The sequence below is a fragment of the Streptomyces montanus genome, assembly GCF_005786655.1.
In the GTDB taxonomy this organism is placed as follows: domain Bacteria; phylum Actinomycetota; class Actinomycetes; order Streptomycetales; family Streptomycetaceae; genus Streptomyces; species Streptomyces sporangiiformans.
In genome coordinates, this window is record NZ_VBZC01000078.1 from 19,797 (window position 1) to 39,341 (window position 19,545).

A 19,545-nucleotide genomic window follows, 5' to 3' on the forward strand; every position below is an offset into this window, starting at 1 on the left:
TGCGAGTACGGGGAAGGCGAGGGCGGCGGAGGTGAGGGCTCCGGCGAGGACGACCGGGCGGCGGCCGATGCGGTCGGACAGCGCGGAGGCGCAGGGCAGCACGACGAGCGCGACGCAGGCGGAGACGGTGAGGGCACTGAGCACCTGGGGGCGGGCGTAGCCGATGCCGGTGGCGTACGCGATCATGTAGCTGGTCAGCAGCGACTGGGCGGTGAAGGCACCGATGCCGACACAGCAGGCCAGCAGCACCGGGCGCGGGCGCCGCAGCACCTCCACGACGGGCAGCCGGGCCTCGGTGCGCTCCTTCTTCACCTCGGCGAACAGCGGGCTCTCCGCCACCTTCAGGCGTACGAAGAGTCCGACGCCCAAGAGGACGACGCTGAGCAGGAAGGGCACGCGCCAGCCCCAGGCGGCGAACTGGTCCTTGGGCAGGGTGACGACGAAGGTGACGACGGCGGAGGAGAGCAGGGAGCCCAGCGGTGCTCCCATCTGCGTGAAGCTGGACCACAGTCCGCGTCGTCGTTCCCCGGCGTGTTCGACGACCATCAGGGTGGCGCCGCCCCATTCGCCGCCGATGGCGATGCCCTGGACGACGCGCAGGGTGATCAGCAGGACGGGTGCCCAGACGCCGATCGTGTCGTAGGTGGGCAGCAGGCCGATCAGGAAGCTGGCGCCGCCCATCAGGCCCATGGTGAGCAGCAGCATGGACTTGCGGCCGAGCCGGTCGCCGAAGTGGCCGAAGAGGATGCCGCCGAGCGGGCGGGCGAGGTAGCCGGCGGCGAAGGTGCCGAACGCGGCGATGGTGCCGACGGCGGGGTCGGCGCCGGGGAAGAACAGCTCGCCGAAGACGAGCGCGGCGACGGTTCCGTAGACGAGGAAGTCGTAGAACTCCACGGCGGTACCGAGCAGTCCGGACAGTGCGACACGGCGCAGTTGCCGCATTTGTTCGGGAGTCGTGGACGGTGCTGCGACGGGGGACGGGGACATCGCGGGCTCCCTTGAGCGGGGGAGGGACACCGCGAAGATAGGCGCGCACCCGACGGCCGTCAATAATCTGCACAACATTCACTGGCGACCCCGAAACACCTCGGCCACACCACCCCCGCCCCGCCCCCGACCCGCCGCGGTCACCCCGCACCTCACCCCTTCCGGGCGACGACGAAGAGGCGGCGGAAGGGGAGAACCGTGCCATACGGAGCCGTCGGATAGGCCTCTCGGAGCAGGTCGCGGTACTCGGTCACGAAGGCGTCCCTCGCCTCGGGATCGGTCGACAGGGCCGTGAGGGCGGGGCGGAGGGCCGTGCCCTTGGCCCAGTCGAGGACGGGGTCCTGCCCCTGGAGGAGCTGCATGTACGTCGTCTCCCACACGTCGACGTCGCAGCCGAGCCGGGCCAGGCGATCGAGGTAGACGGTCGGGGCGTGCACCGAGTCCTCGTGGCGGACGACGTCGCCGAGACGGTCGCGCCAGCGTGCGGAGACGGCGAGTTCGCGCAGCAGGGAGTGCAGGGGGGCGTCGAGGTTGTTGGGGACCTGGAACGCGAAGACGCCGCCGGGCGCCACCGCGTCGAGCCAGCCCGCGAACGCGTCCAGATGACCCGGCACCCAGTGGAGTGCCGCGTTCGAGACGATCAGGTCGTACGTCTCCGTGGGCGCCCACTCCGTGAGGTCCGCGTGGGCGAAGTCGAGGCGGCCGCCCCCGGCCGTGACACCCGCGTACGCCTCGGCCCGGGCGAGCATCTCCCTGGAGTTGTCGTACCCGGTGATGTGTGCGGTCGGCCAGCGCTCGGCGAGCTGGGTCGTGACGTTGCCGGGGCCGCAGCCCAGGTCGGCGATGCGGGCCGGGTCCGCGGGCAGGGCCGGGACATGGGCGAGGAGGTCGGCGAAGGGGCGGGCGCGGTGCTCGGCATGGCGCAGGTACTGACCCGGGTCCCAGGTGGGAGTGGCGGCGGGCATGAAGGGCCTCCTCGCAGACGAAGTCACTGTCACCCGCGGGAAGTCACGGGCTGAGGTGATTTCCACCCTCACACCCCAAGTATCTTGACGTCAAGAGACTTCACGTCGACACAACCATTACACTGATCGTCATGGAGGACGAGGTCGATCGACTGGTCGCAGCATGGCGCCGCGAGCGCCCTGACCTCGACGTGGAGCCGCTGGAAGTGCTCAGCCGCGTGAGCAGACTGGCACGGCACCTGGACCGCGCACGCCGTCTGGCGTTCGCCGAGCACAACCTGGAGCCCTGGGAGTTCGACGTCCTGACGGCACTGAGGCGCGCCGGGACCCCCTACCAGCTCTCCCCCGGTCAACTGCTCACCCAGACCCTCGTGACATCCGGCACGATGACGAACCGTATCGACCGCCTGGCGAAGAAGGGCCTGGTGGAGCGGCTTCCCGACCCCAGCGACCGCCGAGGTGTGCTGGTGCGGCTGACGGCGGAGGGACGCGACCGCGCGGACCAGGCCCTCGCCGGGCTCCTCGACCAGGAGCGGGCGATCCTGGCGGAGCTCACCACCGCCCAGCGCGGCGAACTGGCCGGGCTGCTACGCCAGCTGACCGCCCCGTTCGACAACATCCCCGGCTAGGTCGACGGGCCCCACCCCGGCGCGGCGGGCGAGCGCCACGGCGGCGAGGGTCGAGTGCACGCCCAGCTTCCCCAGCACGTTCTGCATATGCGTGCGGACGGTGTGCGGGGAGAGGAACAGGCGCTCGGCGACGGCCTTGCGCCCCAGGCCCGCGACCATGCACCGCAGCACCTCGCGCTCGCGCGGGGTGAGGGACTCGACGAGCCGCTCGCTCTCGGTGCGGTGCTTGCGCGCGGCGGTGAGTTCACGCAGCACGCCCGTGAGGAGCGCGGGCGGCAGATGCGTCTCGTCCCGCAGCACACCCCGGATGACCGTCAGCAGCCTGGACAGCGAGCAGTCCTTGGCGACCCAGCCCGACGCCCCGGCCTGCAGGGCGAGGGCCGCGCGGCGCGGGTCGTCCTTCTCGGCGAGGACGACCGTCCGGACGGCGGGCTGGCCCGAACGGACGCCCGCGACCAGGGAGATGCCGTCGACCAGGCCTTCCTCGTTGTTGTCGTGCACGGATACGGCCGGGCGGGCACCCAGAACGTTGCCGCCCAGGTCGGCGTCGACGAGCAGCACGTCGAACCTGCGGCCTTCCGCCGCCGCTCGCTCCAGGCAGCGCAGCGCGGCGGGGCCGCTGCCGGCCGCGGAGACGTCGACGTCGGGCTCCGCGGCAAGGGCCGCGGCGAGCGACTCGGCGAAGATGCGGTGGTCGTCGACGACCAGGACACGGATGCGAACCACTGATACCCCCACTGGTCGGGGGACGGCCTGCGCGGGTACGGCGCCCGGAGTGTTCGTTCCCAAGCCCCAGGACCCGGGAATGGGCTGCCGCAGCCGCACGGCCGCCGCCGTGCTGGAACTGCTACCCCCACTCCGGGCGTCGTACCCGACTGTCTCGCCCCCTGATCAGCACCGGCCCCCACCGGTGCTGTTCATCAGAGTAAGGCCGGGTGGCAGGAGCGGAAGGTAAATTGCAGAACTGATTGGCCAGCGCGTTTATGGTGAGCCGTATGTTTCGTATGGAGACAGGAGTCGACAAAGAGTTTAGCCAGTTGCTGCGTTCCCGGCTCCGGGAGGCCAACATGGCGGCTTCTTCCGTGCTCCGGTCTCTGCGCGGCACTCCTGGCGAACGTGAACTACCGCTGCAGGTATGGGCGTTGGACGAGCGGGATGATCTGGCGGGCGGTCTCGTCGGCCACACCTGGACGAGCTGGCTCCACGTGACGTACCTCTGGGTCGACGAAAGGCACCGGGGGCTCGGGGTCGGGGGGCGGCTGCTGGCCGAGGCGGAGCGGGTGGCCGCGGCCGAGCGCGGCTGTCACGACTCCCGCGTGGAGACGTGGGACTTCCAGGCGCCCGAGTTCTACAAGAAGCAGGGCTACGACGTGGTGTGCGTGATCCCCGACTATCCGCCGGGGATCACGGAGTACACGCTGACGAAGCGGCTGGGGTGAACGGGAGGGTTTTTCGCCCCCGCCGCCCCTACCCGTCCCATCCCGTACCTGGGGGCTCCGCCCCCAGACCCCCGTATCGGCCTTGCGGCCTCGTCCTCAAACGCCGGACGGGCTGAAGATCAGCCCCTCCGGCGTTTGAGGAGTGCTCAGCCCAGGCGCCGCGCCCCCGCGTCCGGCACCGCCGTGAACGACCGAGGTGCCCCGAAGCCCGCCGCGGCGAAAGCCTCCTCCACCGCCTTGGTGATCGTGTCCACGTCCGCCGCCTCCGCGAGCACGATCGCCGACCCGCCGAAACCGCCGCCCGTCATACGGGCACCCACCGCACCGGCCGACAGCGCCGTGTCGACGACCAGGTCCAGCTCCGGGCAGGAGATGCGGAAGTCGTCCCGGAGGGACACGTGCCCCTCGTTGAGCACCGGCCCGATCGCCCGCGTGTCGCCCGCCTTCAGCAACGACACGACCCGCTCCACGCGATGGTTCTCCGTCACGATGTGGCGCACCAGGCGGCGTACTTCTTCCTCGTCGCCCAAGCGCTCCAGCGCCGCGTCCAGCTCTTCGAACGCCACGTCCCGCAGGGCGTCGACGCCGAGCAGCGCCGCACCCTTCTCGCAGCCGGCCCGCCGCTTGCCGTACTCGCCGTTGCTGTGCGAGTGCTTGACGCGCGTGTCGACGACCAGCAGCCGCATGCCCTCGGCCGCCAGGTCGAAGGGGATCTGCCGCTGGGAGAGGTCGCGGGTGTCGAGGAACAGGGCGTGGCCGTCCATGCAGCAGGCGGACGCCGTCTGGTCCATGATCCCGGTGGGCGCCCCGACGTACTCGTTCTCGGCGCGCCGGCACAGGAGGGCCAGCTGCGGGCGCTCGATGCCGAGCCCGTACAGCTCGTCGAGGGCCAGGGCCGTGACGACCTCCAGGGCCGCCGAGGAGGACAGGCCCGCGCCCGTCGGGACCGTGGAGGTCAGGTGGATGTCCGCGCCGGTCACGGCGTGGCCCGCCTCGCGCAGTGCCCACACCACGCCCGCCGGGTATGCCGTCCAGTCCTGGTCGGACCGCGGAGCGAGCTCGTCGACGCGCAGTTCGACGACGCCGCCCTCGACGTCGGCCGAGTGCAGGCGCAGCACGCCGTCCTCGCGCCGGGCCACGGCGGCGACCGTGGTGTGCGGCAGGGCGAAGGGCATCACGAAGCCGTCGTTGTAGTCGGTGTGCTCACCGATCAGATTGACCCGCCCCGGCGCCGCCCAGACACCTTCGGGGACGCGCGCGTACAGCTCCTCGAACCGCTCGGCGAGCTCGGCGATGCTCACGATCCACTCTCCCTGTTCTGCGCGAACTCCCACGCGTCCGCCACGATGCCCGCGAGGTCCGCGCGGGACGGGTTCCAGCCGAGCCGGTCACGGGCCGACCGCGCCGAGGCCACCAGCACCGCCGGGTCGCCGCCGCGGCGCGGGGCCATCACCTCGGGGATCGGGTGGCCGGTGACCTTGCGGACGGTCTCGATGACCTCGCGGACGGAGAAGCCGTTGCCGTTGCCGAGGTTGCAGATCAGGTGTTCGCCGGGCGTGGCCGCCTCGACGGCCAGCAGGTGGGCCTCCGCCAGGTCCGCCACGTGGATGTAGTCGCGGATGCAGGTGCCGTCGGGCGTCGGGTAGTCGTCGCCGAACACCGAGATGGCCTCCCGGCGGCCCTGGGCGACCTGCAGCACCAGCGGGATGAGGTGCGACTCGGGGTCGTGCCGCTCACCGCAGCTGCCGTACGCGCCCGCCACGTTGAAGTAGCGCAGCGACACCGCGCCCAGGCCGTGCGCGGCCGCCTCGCCGGTGATCATGTGGTCGACGGCGAGCTTCGAGGCGCCGTACGGGTTCGTCGGCGACGTCGGCGCGGACTCGACGATCGGGGTCTCCTCCGGTTCGCCGTACGTGGCGGCCGTGGAGGAGAAGACCAGCTTGCGCACGCCCACGGTGCGCATGGCGGCCAGCAGCGCCATCGTGCCGCCGACGTTGTTGTCCCAGTACTTCTCGGGCTTCACGACGGACTCGCCGACCTGCGAGAACGCGGCGAAGTGCAGCACCGCGTCGAAGGAGGAGTCCAGCCACTTGGCGGCATCACGGATGTCGCCCTCGATGAAGGAAGCACCCGCCGGGACGCCCTCGCGGAAGCCGGTCGACAGGTTGTCGAGGACGACGACCTCGTGGCCCGCCTCCAGCAGGTGCTGCGCGACCACGCTGCCGACATAACCCGCGCCGCCGGTGACCAGGTACTTCCCACTCATGAACTCGCTACCTCTCGCAGTCGCTGGGCCGCGGTTTCCGGCGGCACGTCGTTGATGAACACGTTCATGCCGGACTCGGAACCCGCGAGAAACTTCAGCTTGCCGGAAGTGCGGCGGATGGTGAAAAGCTCGAGGTGAAGCGCGAAGTCGTCACGGCTGACGCCCTCGAACTCCTCCAGCGTGCCGAACGGCGCCTGATGCCAGGCGGCGATGTACGGCGTCGGAGGCTCGCCCGCGCCGTCTTTCCCTCCATCCCGCCCATCGAAGATCCGGTCGAAGCGCCTCAAGAGTTCCAGATACACCTGGGGGAATTCTGTGCGCGCCGCGTCGTCGAGCGCGAGCAGGTCGGCCACCCGGCGCTTGGGGTAGAGGTGCACCTCGTACGGCCAGTGCGCCGCGTACGGCACGAAGGCGACCCAGTGGTCGGCGTCCAGCACGATCCGGTCGCCGTCGGACAGCTCGCGGGCGACCACGTCGTCGAAGAGGTTCTCCCCGCCCGTCGCCTCCTTGTGCGCCGCGAGCGAGCGCAGCATCAGGGCCGTGCGAGGCGTGGTGAAGGGGTAGGCGTAGATCTGGCCGTGCGGGTGCCCGAGGGTCACGCCGATCTCGGCGCCGCGGTTCTCGAAGCAGAAGACCTGCTCGACGGAGGGGAGATGGGACAGCTCGGCGGTGCGGTCGGTCCACGCGTCGAGGACCAGTCCCGCCTGCTCCTCGGTGAGGTCGGCGAAGGACGCGTCGTGGTCCGAGGTGAAGCAGACGACCTCGCAGCGGCCCGAGTCCCCGGCCAGCGACGGGAAGCGGTTCTCGAAGACCGCGACGTCGTACGAGGAGTCCGGTATCTCGCTGAGCCTGTCACCGGACGAGGGGCACAGGGGGCACTCGTTCGCCGGCGGGTGGTAGGTGCGGCCCTGGCGGTGGGAGGCGATCGCGACCGAGTCGCCGAGCAGCGGGTCGCGGCGGATCTCCGAGGTGGTGACGGTCGGGTCGAGCGGCCTGCGGTCGACCGCGTCGCGGACCGCGTCGTCACGCGCGTCGTAGTAGATGAGTTCGCGACCGTCGGCCAGCCGGGTCGAGGTCTTTTTCACTGTCGGGCTCCCTGTGCTGCACCCATCAAACAGAACTAAACACAAGAAACCACAACTCACCACGCCAGTCAACATCACAATCAAACAAAGATCACCATCCTGAGTGTTCAGGTCGTCGCCCGCATGGAGACCGGCCGCGCAGTGGTCCATCGGCCGGCGCCGGTAAGATCACCTGCCCATGGACGCGGGTGTGGAAAGCGAGATGGTCACTGTCCCTCCGGGGCAGGTAACGCTGTCGGACCGGCGGACACAACGCAGTTGGTCGGTCGAGCTCGCGCCCTACCGCCTCACGGCGTTCCAGGTCACCCAGTCGCTGTACGAACAGATCACCGGCCGGCGACCGGGCACCGCCCAAGGGGACCGACTGCCCGTCGGGGAGGTCAGCTGGAGGGACGCGGTCCGGTTCTGCAACGCCCTGTCGCGACGCGACGGGTTCGCGCCCGCCTACCACTTCCATGCCGACGGCGAAGGCATCGAGTGGGACGCATCCTCCGATGGGTACAGGCTGCCGACCGAGGCCGAGTGGGAACATGCCTGCCGTGCCGCGACGGCCGGACCGCGTTACGGGCCGCTCGACGAGATCGCTTGGTACCGCGGCAATGCGCAAGGGCGAGTCCACGACGTGGGCGGCAAGCAGCCCAACCCGTGGGGCCTGTACGACATGCTCGGCAACGTCTGGGAGTGGTGCTGGGACCTCTACGACGCCGAGGTCTACGGCGCCTACCGGGTGCTGCGCGGCGGTGGCTGGTTCGACGAGCACTGGAGCTGCCGGGCATCCGTGCGCCGCCGCAGCCACCCGACCTTCCAGGTCGACGACGTGGGCTTCCGCGTCGCACGATCCATCCCGGGCTGATTCGACGGCGGCCTCCGTACGACCAGCTGAGGAAAACCCCCGGCGAGACGTGGGGGTTTGCCGGATGGTGGGCCCGGAACGGGCGTTCCTACGGTGCTCTCATGCCCATCGCCATCCCCCACACCGCCCGCCGAGCCACCGCGGCGGCGGCCGTCGCCCTCGCACTCCTGGCGGCCCTCGCCCCGGCCCGCGCACACGCGGAGTCGTCCGGCCTGCAACGAGACGCCGACGCGCTGCGCGACTCCGGCGTGACCGGCGTGTCCGTACGCCTGGACACGCCCCGCGACACCCGGACCGTCCGCAGCGGAGTGGCCGACCTCGCCACCCGGGCCCCGGTACCTCCCGCCGAATACATCCGCATCGGCAGCACCACGAAGACGTACGTCGCGACCGTCCTCCTCCAACTCGTCGGCGAGGGGCGGATGTCCCTCGACGACACCGTGGACCGGTGGCTGCCGGGCGCGGTCCGCGGCCACGGCAACGACGGCCGCCGTATCACCGTCCGCCAACTCCTCCAGCACACCAGCGGTCTGCCCGACTACATCGCGGACGTCGTGCCCGAGACGAGCGCGGCCGGATACCGGAAGCACCGCTGGACGACATACACCTCGCAGCAGCGCGTCGCGTTCGCCATGACGCACCCGCCGGCCTTCGAGCCGGGCACACGGTGGGAGTACTCCAACACCAACTACATCCTGGCCGGGATGGTGATCAAGGCGGTCACCGGCAGGTCCTGGGACCAGGAGGTGAGGTCACGCATCGTGCGCCCGCTGCGGCTCACGCGCACCTACATGCCGGGCGACGACCCCTATCTCCCGCGCCCCCACGCCCGTAACTACCAGCAGTTCGACCAGTCCGGACCAGGCTCCGGCACGATGACGGACACGACCATCGCCTATCTCCCCTTCGACGGAGACGCCGACGGCTCGATCATCAGCACGACCGCCGACACCAACCGCTTCTTCTCGGCCCTCCTGAGTGGCAGGCTTCTCGCCCCCGCCCAACTCGCCGAGATGCGACGCACGGTCGACGTACCCGACGCCCCCGGAGACGTGCCGGGCGAGCGCTACGGGCTGGGGCTCGGGTGGACCCCACTGACCTGCGGCGGCGGATACTGGGGCCACAGCGGCAGTGGCTTCGGCTACCTGGCGTGGCCCGCGACCACGCCCGACGGCCGGACCTCTGTCACCGTCGCCGTCCACAGCCGGCCCGCCGACGAGAAGACGGCCGTACGCCAGATCCGGGGCATCACCGACCTGATCGACCGCGCCCTGTGCGCCCGGTCGCGCGGATAGGCACGGAGAGTTGCTACGCCTGCGGACCTCTGCCCGTCTCCGGAGGTGAGGACGGTACCGGGCCCGCACGGTCCAGCAGGCCCGTGCGGGCCGCCAGTGCCGCCGCCTCCAGGCGTGAGCCCACGCCCAGCTTCATCAGGACCCGCTGCACATGTGTGCGCGCGGTACTGGGTGCGATGCCCATGCCGGCCGCGATGAGGCGTGTGTCCTCGCCGTCCGCGACTCTCACCAGCACCTCGACCTCCCTCGGCGTCAGCATCTGGAGCAGCCGCTGGCCCTCGTCGTCGGGCTGCGCGGCCGGGTTGAGCAGCTCACTGAAAGCCTGTTGCAGAAGCTGCGGCGCCACGGCCGCCTCCCCCGCCCGCGCCTTCATGATGGCGCGCTCCACACCCTCGATCCGCTCGTCGTGACGTACGTAACCGGAGGCGCCGGCGGCGAAGGCCGCGGCGATGCCTCGCGGGTTGGGTACCGGGCCCAGCACCAGTACCGCGACCTGCGGACGCTCCCGCTTGATCCGCACCACCGGATCGAAGATGCCCGGTTCGGCGGGCGTGGCCGTGCCGATCAGGCACACCTCGGGTGCCCTCGTGATCACCAGTTCCGCCGCCCCCGCGGCGGGCGCCGCCGCGGCCAGCACACGGTGCCCGCGCAGCTTCAACGCCGAGGCCAGCGCCTCGGCGAGCAGACGGTGGTCGTCGACCACCATGAGCCGCACTCCCATCGAGCCCAACCCCCCAGTCCCCCCAAGGGTCCCTACGGGTACCCCATGGATAGGAGCAGCCCCCCGGCTCTCCATCCCCCGGAAGCTACACGCTTGTTCGACGTTGCGCTTCCCCTACCGGTGAGAAGTGCCCCGGATTGCCGAAATTCCTCGCATTCCACAGCAACGGACGGTACGCGTACGGCCCCGCCCCTGAGCAGGGACGGGGCCGTGATCGACGCGCGGCCGCCTTGATCGACGCGGGGCCTACTGTGCGCCGAATCCGATCGCCGTGTAGTTCTCCCGGTCCGAGGTCGACGGCTTGCTGATCAGGTCCTGGCCCATGAAGAGACGGCCGTTGGTGTAGAGCATCTCGGAGCGCATCGGCGACATGCTGGTGATCGCGTCACGGACCGGCCTGGTGGCCGGGGTCTCCAGGAGCTTGGTCTGCTTGAAGCTGCCGCCGTCGATGGAGACGACCTGGGAACCCTTGTCGTAGGGGCCCTGCTTGTACGCGATGATGTTGCCGCCGTCCATCCGGATCGGGAAGATCTCGTAGTCGTCGCCGGCGTCGGCGCGGTCACCGGTGGTCTTGCCCGTGGCCAGCGAGAAGGCGACGACCTCGTTGGTCTGGCTGTACTCCTTGGTGCCGTCGTGCCGCTTGGTCGGGACGTACAGCTTGTCGTTGCCGACGGTGACGCCCTTGCAGCCGTGGATCTCGCCGTAGTCGCAGTCGTGCTCGTACTGTTCCTCCGGCATCGCGATCTTGACTCGCAGCTTGCCGTTGTCGTCCAGCGAGAAGATGTCCGAGGTGCCGGTCAGGGTGGGCTCACTTCCGGAGTCCACGCCGAAGACGACCGGCTTGCTGGAGATCACCTTGGCGTTGTCGATGCCCGCGGGAAGCGGGTACTTCCACTTGACGGTGCCCGTCTTCGGGTCGAGCAGCTGGACCTCGTACTTCTCGCTGCCGTACTCACCGCACTTGCGCACCGCGACCAACTGCTCGCCGCCGCGGTAGCCGACGTCCTCGCATTCCTCGACCTTCGGCTGCCACAGGATCTTGCCCGACGTGATGTCGAACGCCGCGCCGCCGTTGAGGCCGGAGCCCACCGCGACCGTGGTGCCGGTGATGCTGGCTTCCTTGAAGACGGCCTTCTGGTCGCCGTTGGAGGTGACGGACTTGGTCCAGAGCTTGTTGCCGGTGTTCAGGTTGAACGCCGTGACCTCGGTGCACTGCGGGTACTTGTTGCTCTTGCTGCGCTTGGACTCCTCGGCGATCACCACGGCCACGCCGTCCTTGGTGATCTCGGGCGAGCCCGCGCAGGTCTGGCCGGTCAGAGGCAGGGTCCAGGACTTCTTGCCGGTGGCCGCGTCGTACCCGATGACCTCGTTGATGGCGGACTTGGCGTACACCTTGTCCGTCAGCCAGGAGCCCTCGACGCTCCAGACATCCTCCTTGGGCACCTCGGCCGCGGGCACCTGGAAGAGCAGCTTGGCGCTCGTGTTGGACGGCACCTTCTCCGAGCCGCCTCCGCCCGGAGCATCCTTGCCGCCGTTGTCGTCCTTGCCGCCGGTGCCGCCGGACGAGCCCGAGGCGTTCTTGTCGTCGTCCTTGCCGGACGAGGACGCGTACCAGACACCGCCGCCGACGATGAGGGCGATCGCCGCGACGGCCGCGACGATGATGACCATCTGGGCGTTGGGCTTCCGCCCGCCGCCGCTCCCGCCCTGGGCCTGCGGCTGAAGCGGCATGGTCGCCTGCGGGTAGCCGTACTGGGGCGGCTGGCCCGGGTAGCCGTAACCGGGCGGCTGGCCCGGCGGCTGCGTCTGCGGCGGCTGTTGCGGGTAGCCGTACTGCTGCGGCGGGGCCCCCGGAGGCGGGGCCTGGGGCGGAGTCTGCGGCGGGGTCTGCGGTGGCGTCTGGGGCGGGGGTGCCTGCGGGTAGCCGTAGCCCGGTCCCGGCGGGGGCGGGCTGTTCGGCGGCGCGGCCGGCGCGCCGTAACCACCCGGCGGCGGGCTCTGCGGAGCCCCGAAACCACCGGGCGGCGGGTCCTGGGGAGCCCCGAAGCCACCCGGCGGCGGGTCCTGGGGGGCGCCGAAACCGCCTTCCTGCGGTGGCTGGTTGGGCGGCGGGGGCGGCGGCTGACTCATGACGGGTTACCTCGGAAGACTGGGAGAAGTCGGAGAAGACAAGGGGTGCCGGACGAGCCGGCAGACGGGGACGGCAGGCGGTGACGGCAGGCGGTGACGGCAGGACGGCCAGGGGGTGATCCGAACGACACCCCCTGGTCACCCGGTCACTTGCCGAAGGCCAGCATCAGCTTTTCCTTCGACTGGTCATTGCCGTTCAGCCGCGTGGTGGAGATGTAGAAGCGCCCGTCCACGTAGTCCACGGCCTTCGAGTAGAAGCCGTTCTCGATGTCCGCGGTGCCCTGCGGGTTCTGCAGCAGCTTCTTCGGCGTGTGTGAACTGCCCGTCGTCGGGATGGAGACGATCCGGCCGCCCGCGTCGTACGACGGCTGTACGTACGCGATGAGGTTCGTGCCGTCCATCTTCAGCGGCAGCATCGACTCGTCCTGCGGGGACTTGGTGCGCCACTTCTCCTTGCCGGTCTCCAGGTTGATCGCGACGACCTCGTTGGCGCCGGTCGTCGCCTCGGTCGGCAGGTAGAGGGTGTTCGCGTCGACCGCGACGCCCTGGCAGCCCTGCAGATCACGCGAGAGGATCGCCCAACCGCACTCCGGCGCGAAGGACTCGTCGACGTCGACCTGCGAGCGGACCGTGCTGCTGCCGTTCTTCAGCGTGGAGATGTTCCACTGCTTCTTGTCCTCGTTGGTGAGGTAGAGAACGACGGGGTCGACGGAGTAGGTCCGCGCGACCTGCCAGCCCTTGGGGATCTTCTTGGTCCACTTGGCGCTGCCCGTCGCCGGGTCGAGCTCCTGCACCTCGTCGTGCTCGTTGTCCGAGCTGGCCGCGCAGGACGAGACGGCGATGAGCTTGCTGCCGCCCGCGAACGCGGCCGGGAAGCAGGCGGAGCCGTACTTCTTCTTGTCCCACTTCTTGGTGCCGGTCTTGACGTTGTACGCCGTCCCGGACTGCGAGCGGCCCACCATCAATGTGTCGCCGCTGATGGTCAGGCCGAGCTGGAGCGTGCTGTCGAAGAGCTCGCCCTCCGCGACCTCCTCGGTCCAGCCCTTCTTGCCGGTGTTGAGGTCGATCTCCTGCAGCTGGTTGCAGTTGGCCCGGTCGCTGACGCCGTCCATGTACGCCACGACGATCTTGTCGTCGGCCGTCTTCTGCGGGGTGACCGCGCAGATCTTCTGCGGGAACGTGATCTCGGGCCAAGTCGGCTTGCCGTCGCTGACGTTGTACGCGAAGAGCTGCTTGTACGCGGCCTTCACGGCGGTCTTGTCGGTGACCCACTGGCCGGGGGCGTCGGCGCCCGAACCGGGCGCGTCGGGCGCCTCCTTGTACCAGAGCACCTTCGACTCGCCCGCCTGACGGCCCGCGTTGAGGTCCTCGGGGTCCGAGTCGCCGTTGCCGTCGCCGTCACCGGGGTTGACCGGTTCGTCGTCGGCGGAGGGCTTGGCGCCCTTGCTCTCCTCCGCGACGGGCTTCTTGTCGTCGTCACCGCTGCCGGAGACCGCCCACACGGTGCCGCCGATGACGAGCGCCGCGGCCAGCGCGGCCCCGATGATCATCGCGGGCTTGCCCTTGAAGGGGTTGCGCGGGCCGCCGCCCGGCGGGGTGCCGGGCGCGCCCGGGAACTGCGCCTGCTGCGGGTATCCGTAGCCGGGCTGACCGTAGGGACCGGGCTGCTGCGGCTGACCGTACGGGCCGGGCTGGCTGTAGGGGCCGGGCTGCTGGGGGTATCCGTAACCGGGCTGGGGCGCGGGCGGGTTCTGCGGCGGAGCGCCCTGCGGAGGCGGCGGGGTCTGCGGCGCCCCCTGCGGAGGCGGCGGCGACTGCGGCGGCTGCGCGGGCGGTGGAGGCGTCCCCTGACCAGGGTTCTGCGGGCCCGGGTTCTGCGGGGCGCCGAAACCTCCCTGCGGTGGCTGATCCTGCGGTGCTCCGAACCCGCCTTGCGGCGGCTGGTTGGGCGGCTGAGTCATCAGCGCGTTCCCCCTTATTTCACTGATTTTTAGCCACGCCTAGAAGTACGTAGAGAACACGGAGTTGTACTCAGCGTCGTACTCAGACGGTTCTCAGACGGCCTTTCTATCACCCTGCCGTTCTCGAACTGAGGGCCGGTCAACCCCTGTTCCCAAGGGAGGACCGGCCCGTGATGCCCTCGTTACGCTCCTTCACGCACTCTTCACGCGTCGTCTGCCAGCTCCAGCCAACGCGTCTCCAGGTCCTCGCGCCCGGTGGCCAGTTCCCGCAGTTCGGCGTCCAGTTCGGCCACCTTCTCGAAGTCCGTGGCGTTCTCGGCGATTTGGGCGTGCAGCTTCGTCTCCCGCTCGGAGATCTTGTCCAACTGCCGCTCGATCTTCTGGAGTTCCTTCTTGGCGGCGCGGGTGTCGGCAGCGGAGGCCGCCTTCGCCGTCCTCTCGGCGGTGGGCGCGGGAACCGAGGCCGCCGCGAGCTCCTCCATCCGATGGCGCCGCTCGAGGTACTCGTCGATCCCGCGCGGCAGCATCCGCAGCGTGGCGTCGCCGAGCAGCGCGTACACCTTGTCGGTGGTGCGCTCGATGAAGAACCGGTCGTGGGAGATCACGACCATCGAGCCGGGCCACCCGTCGAGGACGTCCTCGAGCTGGGTGAGCGTCTCGATGTCGAGGTCGTTGGTGGGCTCGTCGAGGAAGAGGACGTTGGGCTCGTCCATCAGCAGCCGCAGGAGCTGGAGCCGGCGGCGCTCACCACCGCTCAGGTCTCCGACGGGAGTCCACTGCTTCTCCTTGCCGAAGCCGAAGGTCTCGCACAGCTGCCCCGCGGTCATCTCGCGCCCCTTGCCGAGGTCGACCCGGTCGCGAACCTGCTGAACGGCTTGCAGGACCCGCCAGCTCGGGTCGAGCTCGGCGACCTCCTGGGAGAGGTAGGCGAGCTTGACGGTCTTGCCGGTGACGACCCGGCCCCCCACGGGCTGCCGCTCGCCCTCACTGCGCGCCGCGTCGGCCATGGCGCGCAGGAGGGAGGTCTTGCCGGAGCCGTTCACACCGACCAGGCCGATCCGGTCCCCCGGCCCGAGCTGCCAGGTCAGATGCTTGAGCAGCACCTTGGGCCCGGCCTGCACGGTGACGTCCTTCAGGTCGAAGACGGTCTTGCCGAGCCGGGTGGACGCGAACTTCATCAGCTCGCTGCTGTCGCGCGGCGGCGGTACGTCCGCGATCAGCTCGTTCGCGGCCTCGACGCGGAAGCGGGGCTTGGACGTACGGGCGGGAGCGCCGCGCCGCAGCCACGCCAGCTCCTTCCTGACCAGGTTCTGGCGCTTGACCTCCTCCGTCGCCGCGATGCGCTCGCGCTCGGCGCGCGCGAAGACGTAGTCGGAGTAGCCGCCCTCGTACTCGTACACGTCGCCCTTCTGCACGTCCCACATGCGCGTGCAGACCTGGTCGAGGAACCAGCGGTCGTGGGTGACGCAGACGAGCGCGGACCGGCGCTCGCGCAGATGCTGCGCGAGCCAGGCGATGCCTTCCACATCCAGGTGGTTCGTGGGCTCGTCGAGGATGATCAGGTCCTGCTCCTCGATGAGCAGCTTGGCCAGCGCGATGCGGCGCCGCTCGCCACCGGAGAGCGGGCCGATGACGGTGTCGAGCCCCTGCGGGAAGCCGGGCAGGTCGAGCCCGCCGAAGAGTCCGGTCAGTACGTCCCTGATCTTGGCGTTGCCCGCCCACTCGTGGTCGGCCATGTCCCGGATGACCTCGTGACGGACGGTGGCCTCGGGGTCGAGCGAGTCGTGCTGGGTGAGCACGCCGAGGTGCAGCCCGCCGGAGTGGGTGACGCGACCGGTGTCGGCCTCCTCCAGCTTGGCGAGCATCCGGATCAGCGTGGTCTTGCCGTCACCGTTGCGGCCCACCACCCCGATCCGGTCCCCTTCGGACACGCCGAGCGAGACGCCGTCGAGCAGGGCACGGGTGCCGTACACCTTGCTGACGTTCTCGACGTTGACCAGGTTGACGGCCATTTCTCTCCTGACAAGGGGGACGATCGACCCTCCAGGGTAGTCGCCCCCGCCGCCCCACCGATTCCCGTCCCCTGGGGCTCCGCCCCGGGGCTGAATTTTCGAGCCCGGGCCGGCATCAATCAGCCCGTCCGGCGTTTGAGGACGAGGCCGTTCAGGCCGATCAGCGGGGGTCTGGGGGCGCAGCCCCCAGGTACAGGATGGGACGGGTAGGGGCGGCGGGGGCGAGGAAACCCCCAGCTCAGCCCAGGCGGCAAGCCCCCCGCGCAGGCCCCGAGGCCACCCGCGCCATGCGACACGTGCCGGAGGCGCCCAGGGCGTCGGCGACCTTCGCCGCCGAGTCCGCGTCCACCGTGAGGAACGCCGTCGTCGGCCCCGAGCCGGAGACCAGCCCGGCGAGGGCCCCCGCCGCCGTACCCGCGGCCAGCGTGTCCGCCAGCGACGGCCGCAGCGACAGCGCCGCCGGCTGGAGGTCGTTGGAGAGGGCGGCCGCGAGCGCGGCCGGATCGCCCTTCGCCAGGGCGTCCAGAAGCGGCTGGGAGGCGACCGGTTCGGGGACCTCGACCCCTTCGTTGAGGCGGTCGAACTCGCCGTACACCGCCGGAGTGGACAGCCCGCCGTCGGCCACCGCGAACACCCAGTGCAAGGCGCCGCCGACCTCCAGCGGGCGCAACCGCTCGCCCCGGCCCGTGCCCAGAGCGGCACCTCCCACCAGGCTGAACGGCACATCGCTGCCCAACTCGGCGCAGATGTCGAGAAGTTCGGCCTGCGATGCCCCCGTACCCCAGAGCGCGTCACACGCGAGGAGCGCCCCCGCGCCGTCGGCGGAGCCGCCCGCCATGCCGCCCGCGACGGGGATGTCCTTGGCGATGTGGATGTGCACATCGGGGGCGAGACCGTGGCGCTCGGCCAGTTTCTCCGCCGCGCGAGCAGCCAGGTTCGTACGGTCCAGGGGGACTTGACCCGCATCCGGCCCGTCGCACGTGATGCGCAGCTCGTCCGCCGGGCTCACCGTGACCTCGTCGTACAGACCCACCGCCAGGAAGACGTTGGCCAGGTCGTGGAAGCCGTCGGGGCGGGCGCCGCCCACGGCCAGTTGCACATTGACCTTCGCGGGGACGCGTACCGTCACACTCACTGCTGCCCGAGCTCCTTGTTCCGCGCGACAGGCGCGTTTTCCGCGATCCGTGCGAACTCCTCCACCGTCAGGGACTCCCCCCGTGCCTGCGGAGAGACGCCCGCCGCGACAAGCGCGGCCTCGGCCGCCGCGGCCGAGCCCGCCCAGCCGGCGAGCGCGGCCCGCAGGGTCTTGCGCCGCTGGGCGAAGGCCGCGTCGACGACGGCGAAGACCTCACGCCTGGACGCCGTCGTCTTGACGGGCTCCGCGCGCCGGACGAGCGCGACGAGCCCGCTGTCCACGTTCGGCGCGGGCCAGAAGACGCTCCGCCCGATGGCGCCGGCCCGCTTGACGTCGGCGTACCAGTTGGCCTTCACCGACGGCACCCCGTACACCTTCGAACCGGGCGCGGCCGCGAGCCGGTCGGCGACCTCCGACTGCACCATCACGAGCGTCCGCTCGATGCTGGGGAAGGCGTCGAGCATGTGCAGCAGCACGGGGACGGCGACGTTGTAGGGCAGGTTCGCGACGAGGGCGGTCGGCGGCGGGCCCGGCAACTCGGTCACGTGCAGGGCGTCGGAGTGCACGAGCGCGAACCGCTCGGCCCGCTCCGGCATGCGCGCCGCGATCGTCGCGGGCAGCGCCCCGGCGAGCACGTCGTCGATCTCGACGGCCGTGACCCGGTCCGCGGCCTCCAGCAGCGCCAGGGTCAGCGATCCGAGCCCCGGCCCGACCTCGACGACCACATCCTCGGGCCGCACCTGAGCGGTACGGACGATCCGGCGGACCGTGTTGGCGTCGATGACGAAGTTCTGGCCGCGCTGCTTGGTGGGGCGGACGCCCAGGGCTGCCGCCAGCTCACGGACGTCGGCGGGCCCGAGAAGGGCCTCGGGATCGGTGCTGCTCACGCCCCAAGGGTACGGGGCCCGTTCACCCGTGCAGCCTGGGCCCACAAACCGGCCACGGGGCGGCGCCCCGCTGCACGTACAGCTTCTTCGCGCGGTACGTCTGCTCGGCGGCGGACGCGTCCTGGGGCCGGCCGGAGCCGCCGACGCTGTGCCAGGTCCGGGTGTCGAACTGATAGAGACCGCCATAGGTTCCGGAGGGGTCGACCGCGCCCGGACGGCCGCCGGACTCGCAGGCGGCGAGGCCCTGCCAGTTCAGGTGGTCGGCGCCCTGGACCGAGGACTGCCGTTGCTTCGTGCCGACCTTCACGATCTGTGTGCGGGGCCGGCGCACCACCTCGGACCTGATCCGGCGAGGCTTCTCCCGGACACCGTTGACCGTCCGCAGGGCGTACGTGACGCGTCGCATGCCCGGCCGGCCCTCGCGCTCGACGACCTCCGTGCCCTTGAACAGCGACGAGTCCTCGGCCCGGTGCTCGTCGAAGGGGATCGGTTCCTCGCGGACCTCCTCGCCGCCCTCGATCCGCAGGACCGTCACCGTCTGACCGTCGCGCGGGAAACTCCCGGGCGGCACGGACGTGGTGTCCTTTCCGCGCAGGGTGATCCCGGCGTCCTGCAGAGCCTCGCGCACGGTCGCCGCGTTCGTACGGATCGTCCGGGCCCCGCCGTCCGCCATGACCGTGACGGTCCGCTCGGTGCGGACGTCGAGCTCGAGCCCCCGGCCGCTGATCCGCCGGGAGCGCGAGGCGGACAGGTACGCGCCCTCCGCGCGCACCCCGATCTGCCGGAGAGCGCCGTCGACCGTGAGCGCCGTCGTCCACAACCGGCGCCGCTGCCCGTCGACGGTGAGGCGCATGGGCCGGCCGTGCCGCACGGCGACCTCGTCCCCACTGGCCAGCGCCGTGCCGAGCGGGGGCGCCACGATGTCGTGGGTGCCCGCCTCGACGCCCTCGTCCGCGAGCAGCTCGGACACGTCGTCGGCGAAGGTGTGCAGGGTTCGGGTCTCGCCGTCGACGCTCAGCACGATCGCCTTGTCGTCGGCGACGAACGCGGTGGTGCCGCCCGCGAGGAACGCCACGACCAGCGCCTGCGGCACCAGCCGCCGCACCGCGTCGGGCCGCCGGGCGGCTGCCTTCCGTCGCCGCGCGGCCCGACGGGCTTCGGCCCGGCCGCCGGTCGCCCG

17 protein-coding genes are annotated in these 19,545 nt (G+C 70.8%); 4 read left to right on the plus strand and 13 right to left on the minus strand.

The features are described from left to right. Together FE633_RS41595 and FE633_RS41600 are read right to left on the minus strand one after the other, a co-directional pair. The coding region (locus FE633_RS41595) for an MFS transporter (RefSeq protein ID WP_246114073.1) at nucleotides 1-987 on the minus strand (987 nt) is incomplete at its 3' end. 152 nt (nucleotides 988-1,139) lie between these two features. Further along, on the minus strand, nucleotides 1,140-1,952 hold the full coding sequence (locus FE633_RS41600) for a trans-aconitate 2-methyltransferase (protein WP_138050358.1): 813 nt from the start codon (nucleotides 1,950-1,952) through the stop codon (nucleotides 1,140-1,142). Nucleotides 1,953-2,083: 131 nt separating this feature from the next. On the opposite strand from FE633_RS41600, the gene tamR reads away from it, so the two are divergent. Further along, nucleotides 2,084-2,581 (plus strand): MarR family transcriptional regulator TamR, encoded by a 498-nt coding sequence (tamR, locus tag FE633_RS41605; RefSeq protein WP_138050359.1) that lies wholly within the window; start codon nucleotides 2,084-2,086, stop codon nucleotides 2,579-2,581. Here tamR and FE633_RS41610 read toward each other — a convergent pair. Continuing rightward, entirely contained in the window at nucleotides 2,540-3,307 is a 768-nt protein-coding gene (locus FE633_RS41610) for a LuxR C-terminal-related transcriptional regulator (protein ID WP_138050360.1), read from the minus strand. The two genes, tamR and FE633_RS41610, sit on opposite strands and share 42 nt — an antisense overlap. 257 nt (nucleotides 3,308-3,564) lie before the next feature. On the opposite strand from FE633_RS41610, the gene FE633_RS41615 reads away from it, so the two are divergent. Next, a complete protein-coding gene (locus FE633_RS41615) occupies nucleotides 3,565-4,020 on the plus strand; it encodes a GNAT family N-acetyltransferase (RefSeq protein ID WP_138050375.1) in 456 nt (151 codons plus the stop codon). Between the two features lie 146 nt (nucleotides 4,021-4,166). On the opposite strand, the gene galK is transcribed toward FE633_RS41615, so the two are convergent. Genes galK through galT form a run of 3 tightly spaced genes read right to left on the minus strand, consistent with a single transcriptional unit; the run spans nucleotide 4,167 to nucleotide 7,371 of the window. After that, nucleotides 4,167-5,321: a galactokinase gene (galK, locus tag FE633_RS41620; protein ID WP_138050361.1), complete on the minus strand. Its 1,155-nt coding sequence runs from the start codon at nucleotides 5,319-5,321 to the stop codon at nucleotides 4,167-4,169. Further along, entirely contained in the window at nucleotides 5,318-6,286 is a 969-nt protein-coding gene (galE, locus tag FE633_RS41625) for a UDP-glucose 4-epimerase GalE (protein WP_138050362.1), read from the minus strand. The genes galK and galE overlap by 4 nt, the downstream gene beginning before the upstream one ends. Then, nucleotides 6,283-7,371 carry a galactose-1-phosphate uridylyltransferase gene (galT, locus tag FE633_RS41630; protein WP_138050363.1) on the minus strand — a complete coding sequence of 363 codons (1,089 nt, stop codon included), beginning with the start codon at nucleotides 7,369-7,371 and terminating at the stop codon, nucleotides 6,283-6,285. Before galT ends, galE begins: the two co-directional genes overlap by 4 nt. Before the next feature lie 178 nt (nucleotides 7,372-7,549). Here galT and FE633_RS41635 point away from each other — a divergent pair, with 178 nt between their 5' ends. Both FE633_RS41635 and FE633_RS41640 read left to right on the plus strand, forming a co-directional pair. After that, a complete protein-coding gene (locus FE633_RS41635; RefSeq protein WP_138050364.1) occupies nucleotides 7,550-8,224 on the plus strand; it encodes a formylglycine-generating enzyme family protein in 675 nt (224 codons plus the stop codon). Nucleotides 8,225-8,325: 101 nt separating this feature from the next. Then, the gene (locus tag FE633_RS41640) at nucleotides 8,326-9,519 is read left to right on the plus strand and encodes a serine hydrolase domain-containing protein (protein ID WP_138050365.1); all 1,194 of its coding nucleotides are present in this window, start codon (nucleotides 8,326-8,328) and stop codon (nucleotides 9,517-9,519) included. A 13-nt stretch (nucleotides 9,520-9,532) separates the two neighbouring features. On the opposite strand, the gene FE633_RS41645 is transcribed toward FE633_RS41640, so the two are convergent. The 7 genes from FE633_RS41645 to FE633_RS41675 all read right to left on the minus strand — a co-directional run. Further along, nucleotides 9,533-10,225 carry a helix-turn-helix transcriptional regulator gene (locus tag FE633_RS41645; protein ID WP_246114074.1) on the minus strand — a complete coding sequence of 231 codons (693 nt, stop codon included), beginning with the start codon at nucleotides 10,223-10,225 and terminating at the stop codon, nucleotides 9,533-9,535. A 261-nt stretch (nucleotides 10,226-10,486) separates the two neighbouring features. Next, nucleotides 10,487-12,370: an outer membrane protein assembly factor BamB family protein gene (locus FE633_RS41650; RefSeq protein ID WP_138050367.1), complete on the minus strand. Its 1,884-nt coding sequence runs from the start codon at nucleotides 12,368-12,370 to the stop codon at nucleotides 10,487-10,489. 146 nt (nucleotides 12,371-12,516) lie between these two features. Beyond that, a complete protein-coding gene (locus tag FE633_RS41655; protein WP_138050368.1) occupies nucleotides 12,517-14,331 on the minus strand; it encodes an outer membrane protein assembly factor BamB family protein in 1,815 nt (604 codons plus the stop codon). A gap of 203 nt (nucleotides 14,332-14,534) precedes the next feature. Then, on the minus strand, nucleotides 14,535-16,343 hold the full coding sequence (locus tag FE633_RS41660; protein WP_138050369.1) for an ABC-F family ATP-binding cassette domain-containing protein: 1,809 nt from the start codon (nucleotides 16,341-16,343) through the stop codon (nucleotides 14,535-14,537). A 238-nt stretch (nucleotides 16,344-16,581) separates the two neighbouring features. Next, nucleotides 16,582-17,478, minus strand: a complete 897-nt coding sequence (locus FE633_RS41665) for a 4-(cytidine 5'-diphospho)-2-C-methyl-D-erythritol kinase (protein ID WP_138050370.1) — start codon at nucleotides 17,476-17,478, stop codon at nucleotides 16,582-16,584. Next, the gene (gene rsmA, locus FE633_RS41670; RefSeq protein WP_138050371.1) at nucleotides 17,475-18,365 is read right to left on the minus strand and encodes a 16S rRNA (adenine(1518)-N(6)/adenine(1519)-N(6))-dimethyltransferase RsmA; all 891 of its coding nucleotides are present in this window, start codon (nucleotides 18,363-18,365) and stop codon (nucleotides 17,475-17,477) included. The genes FE633_RS41665 and rsmA overlap by 4 nt, the downstream gene beginning before the upstream one ends. Before the next feature lie 22 nt (nucleotides 18,366-18,387). Further along, nucleotides 18,388-19,545 (minus strand): resuscitation-promoting factor (locus FE633_RS41675; protein ID WP_138050372.1); only part of this gene is annotated, 1,158 nt, incomplete at its 5' end.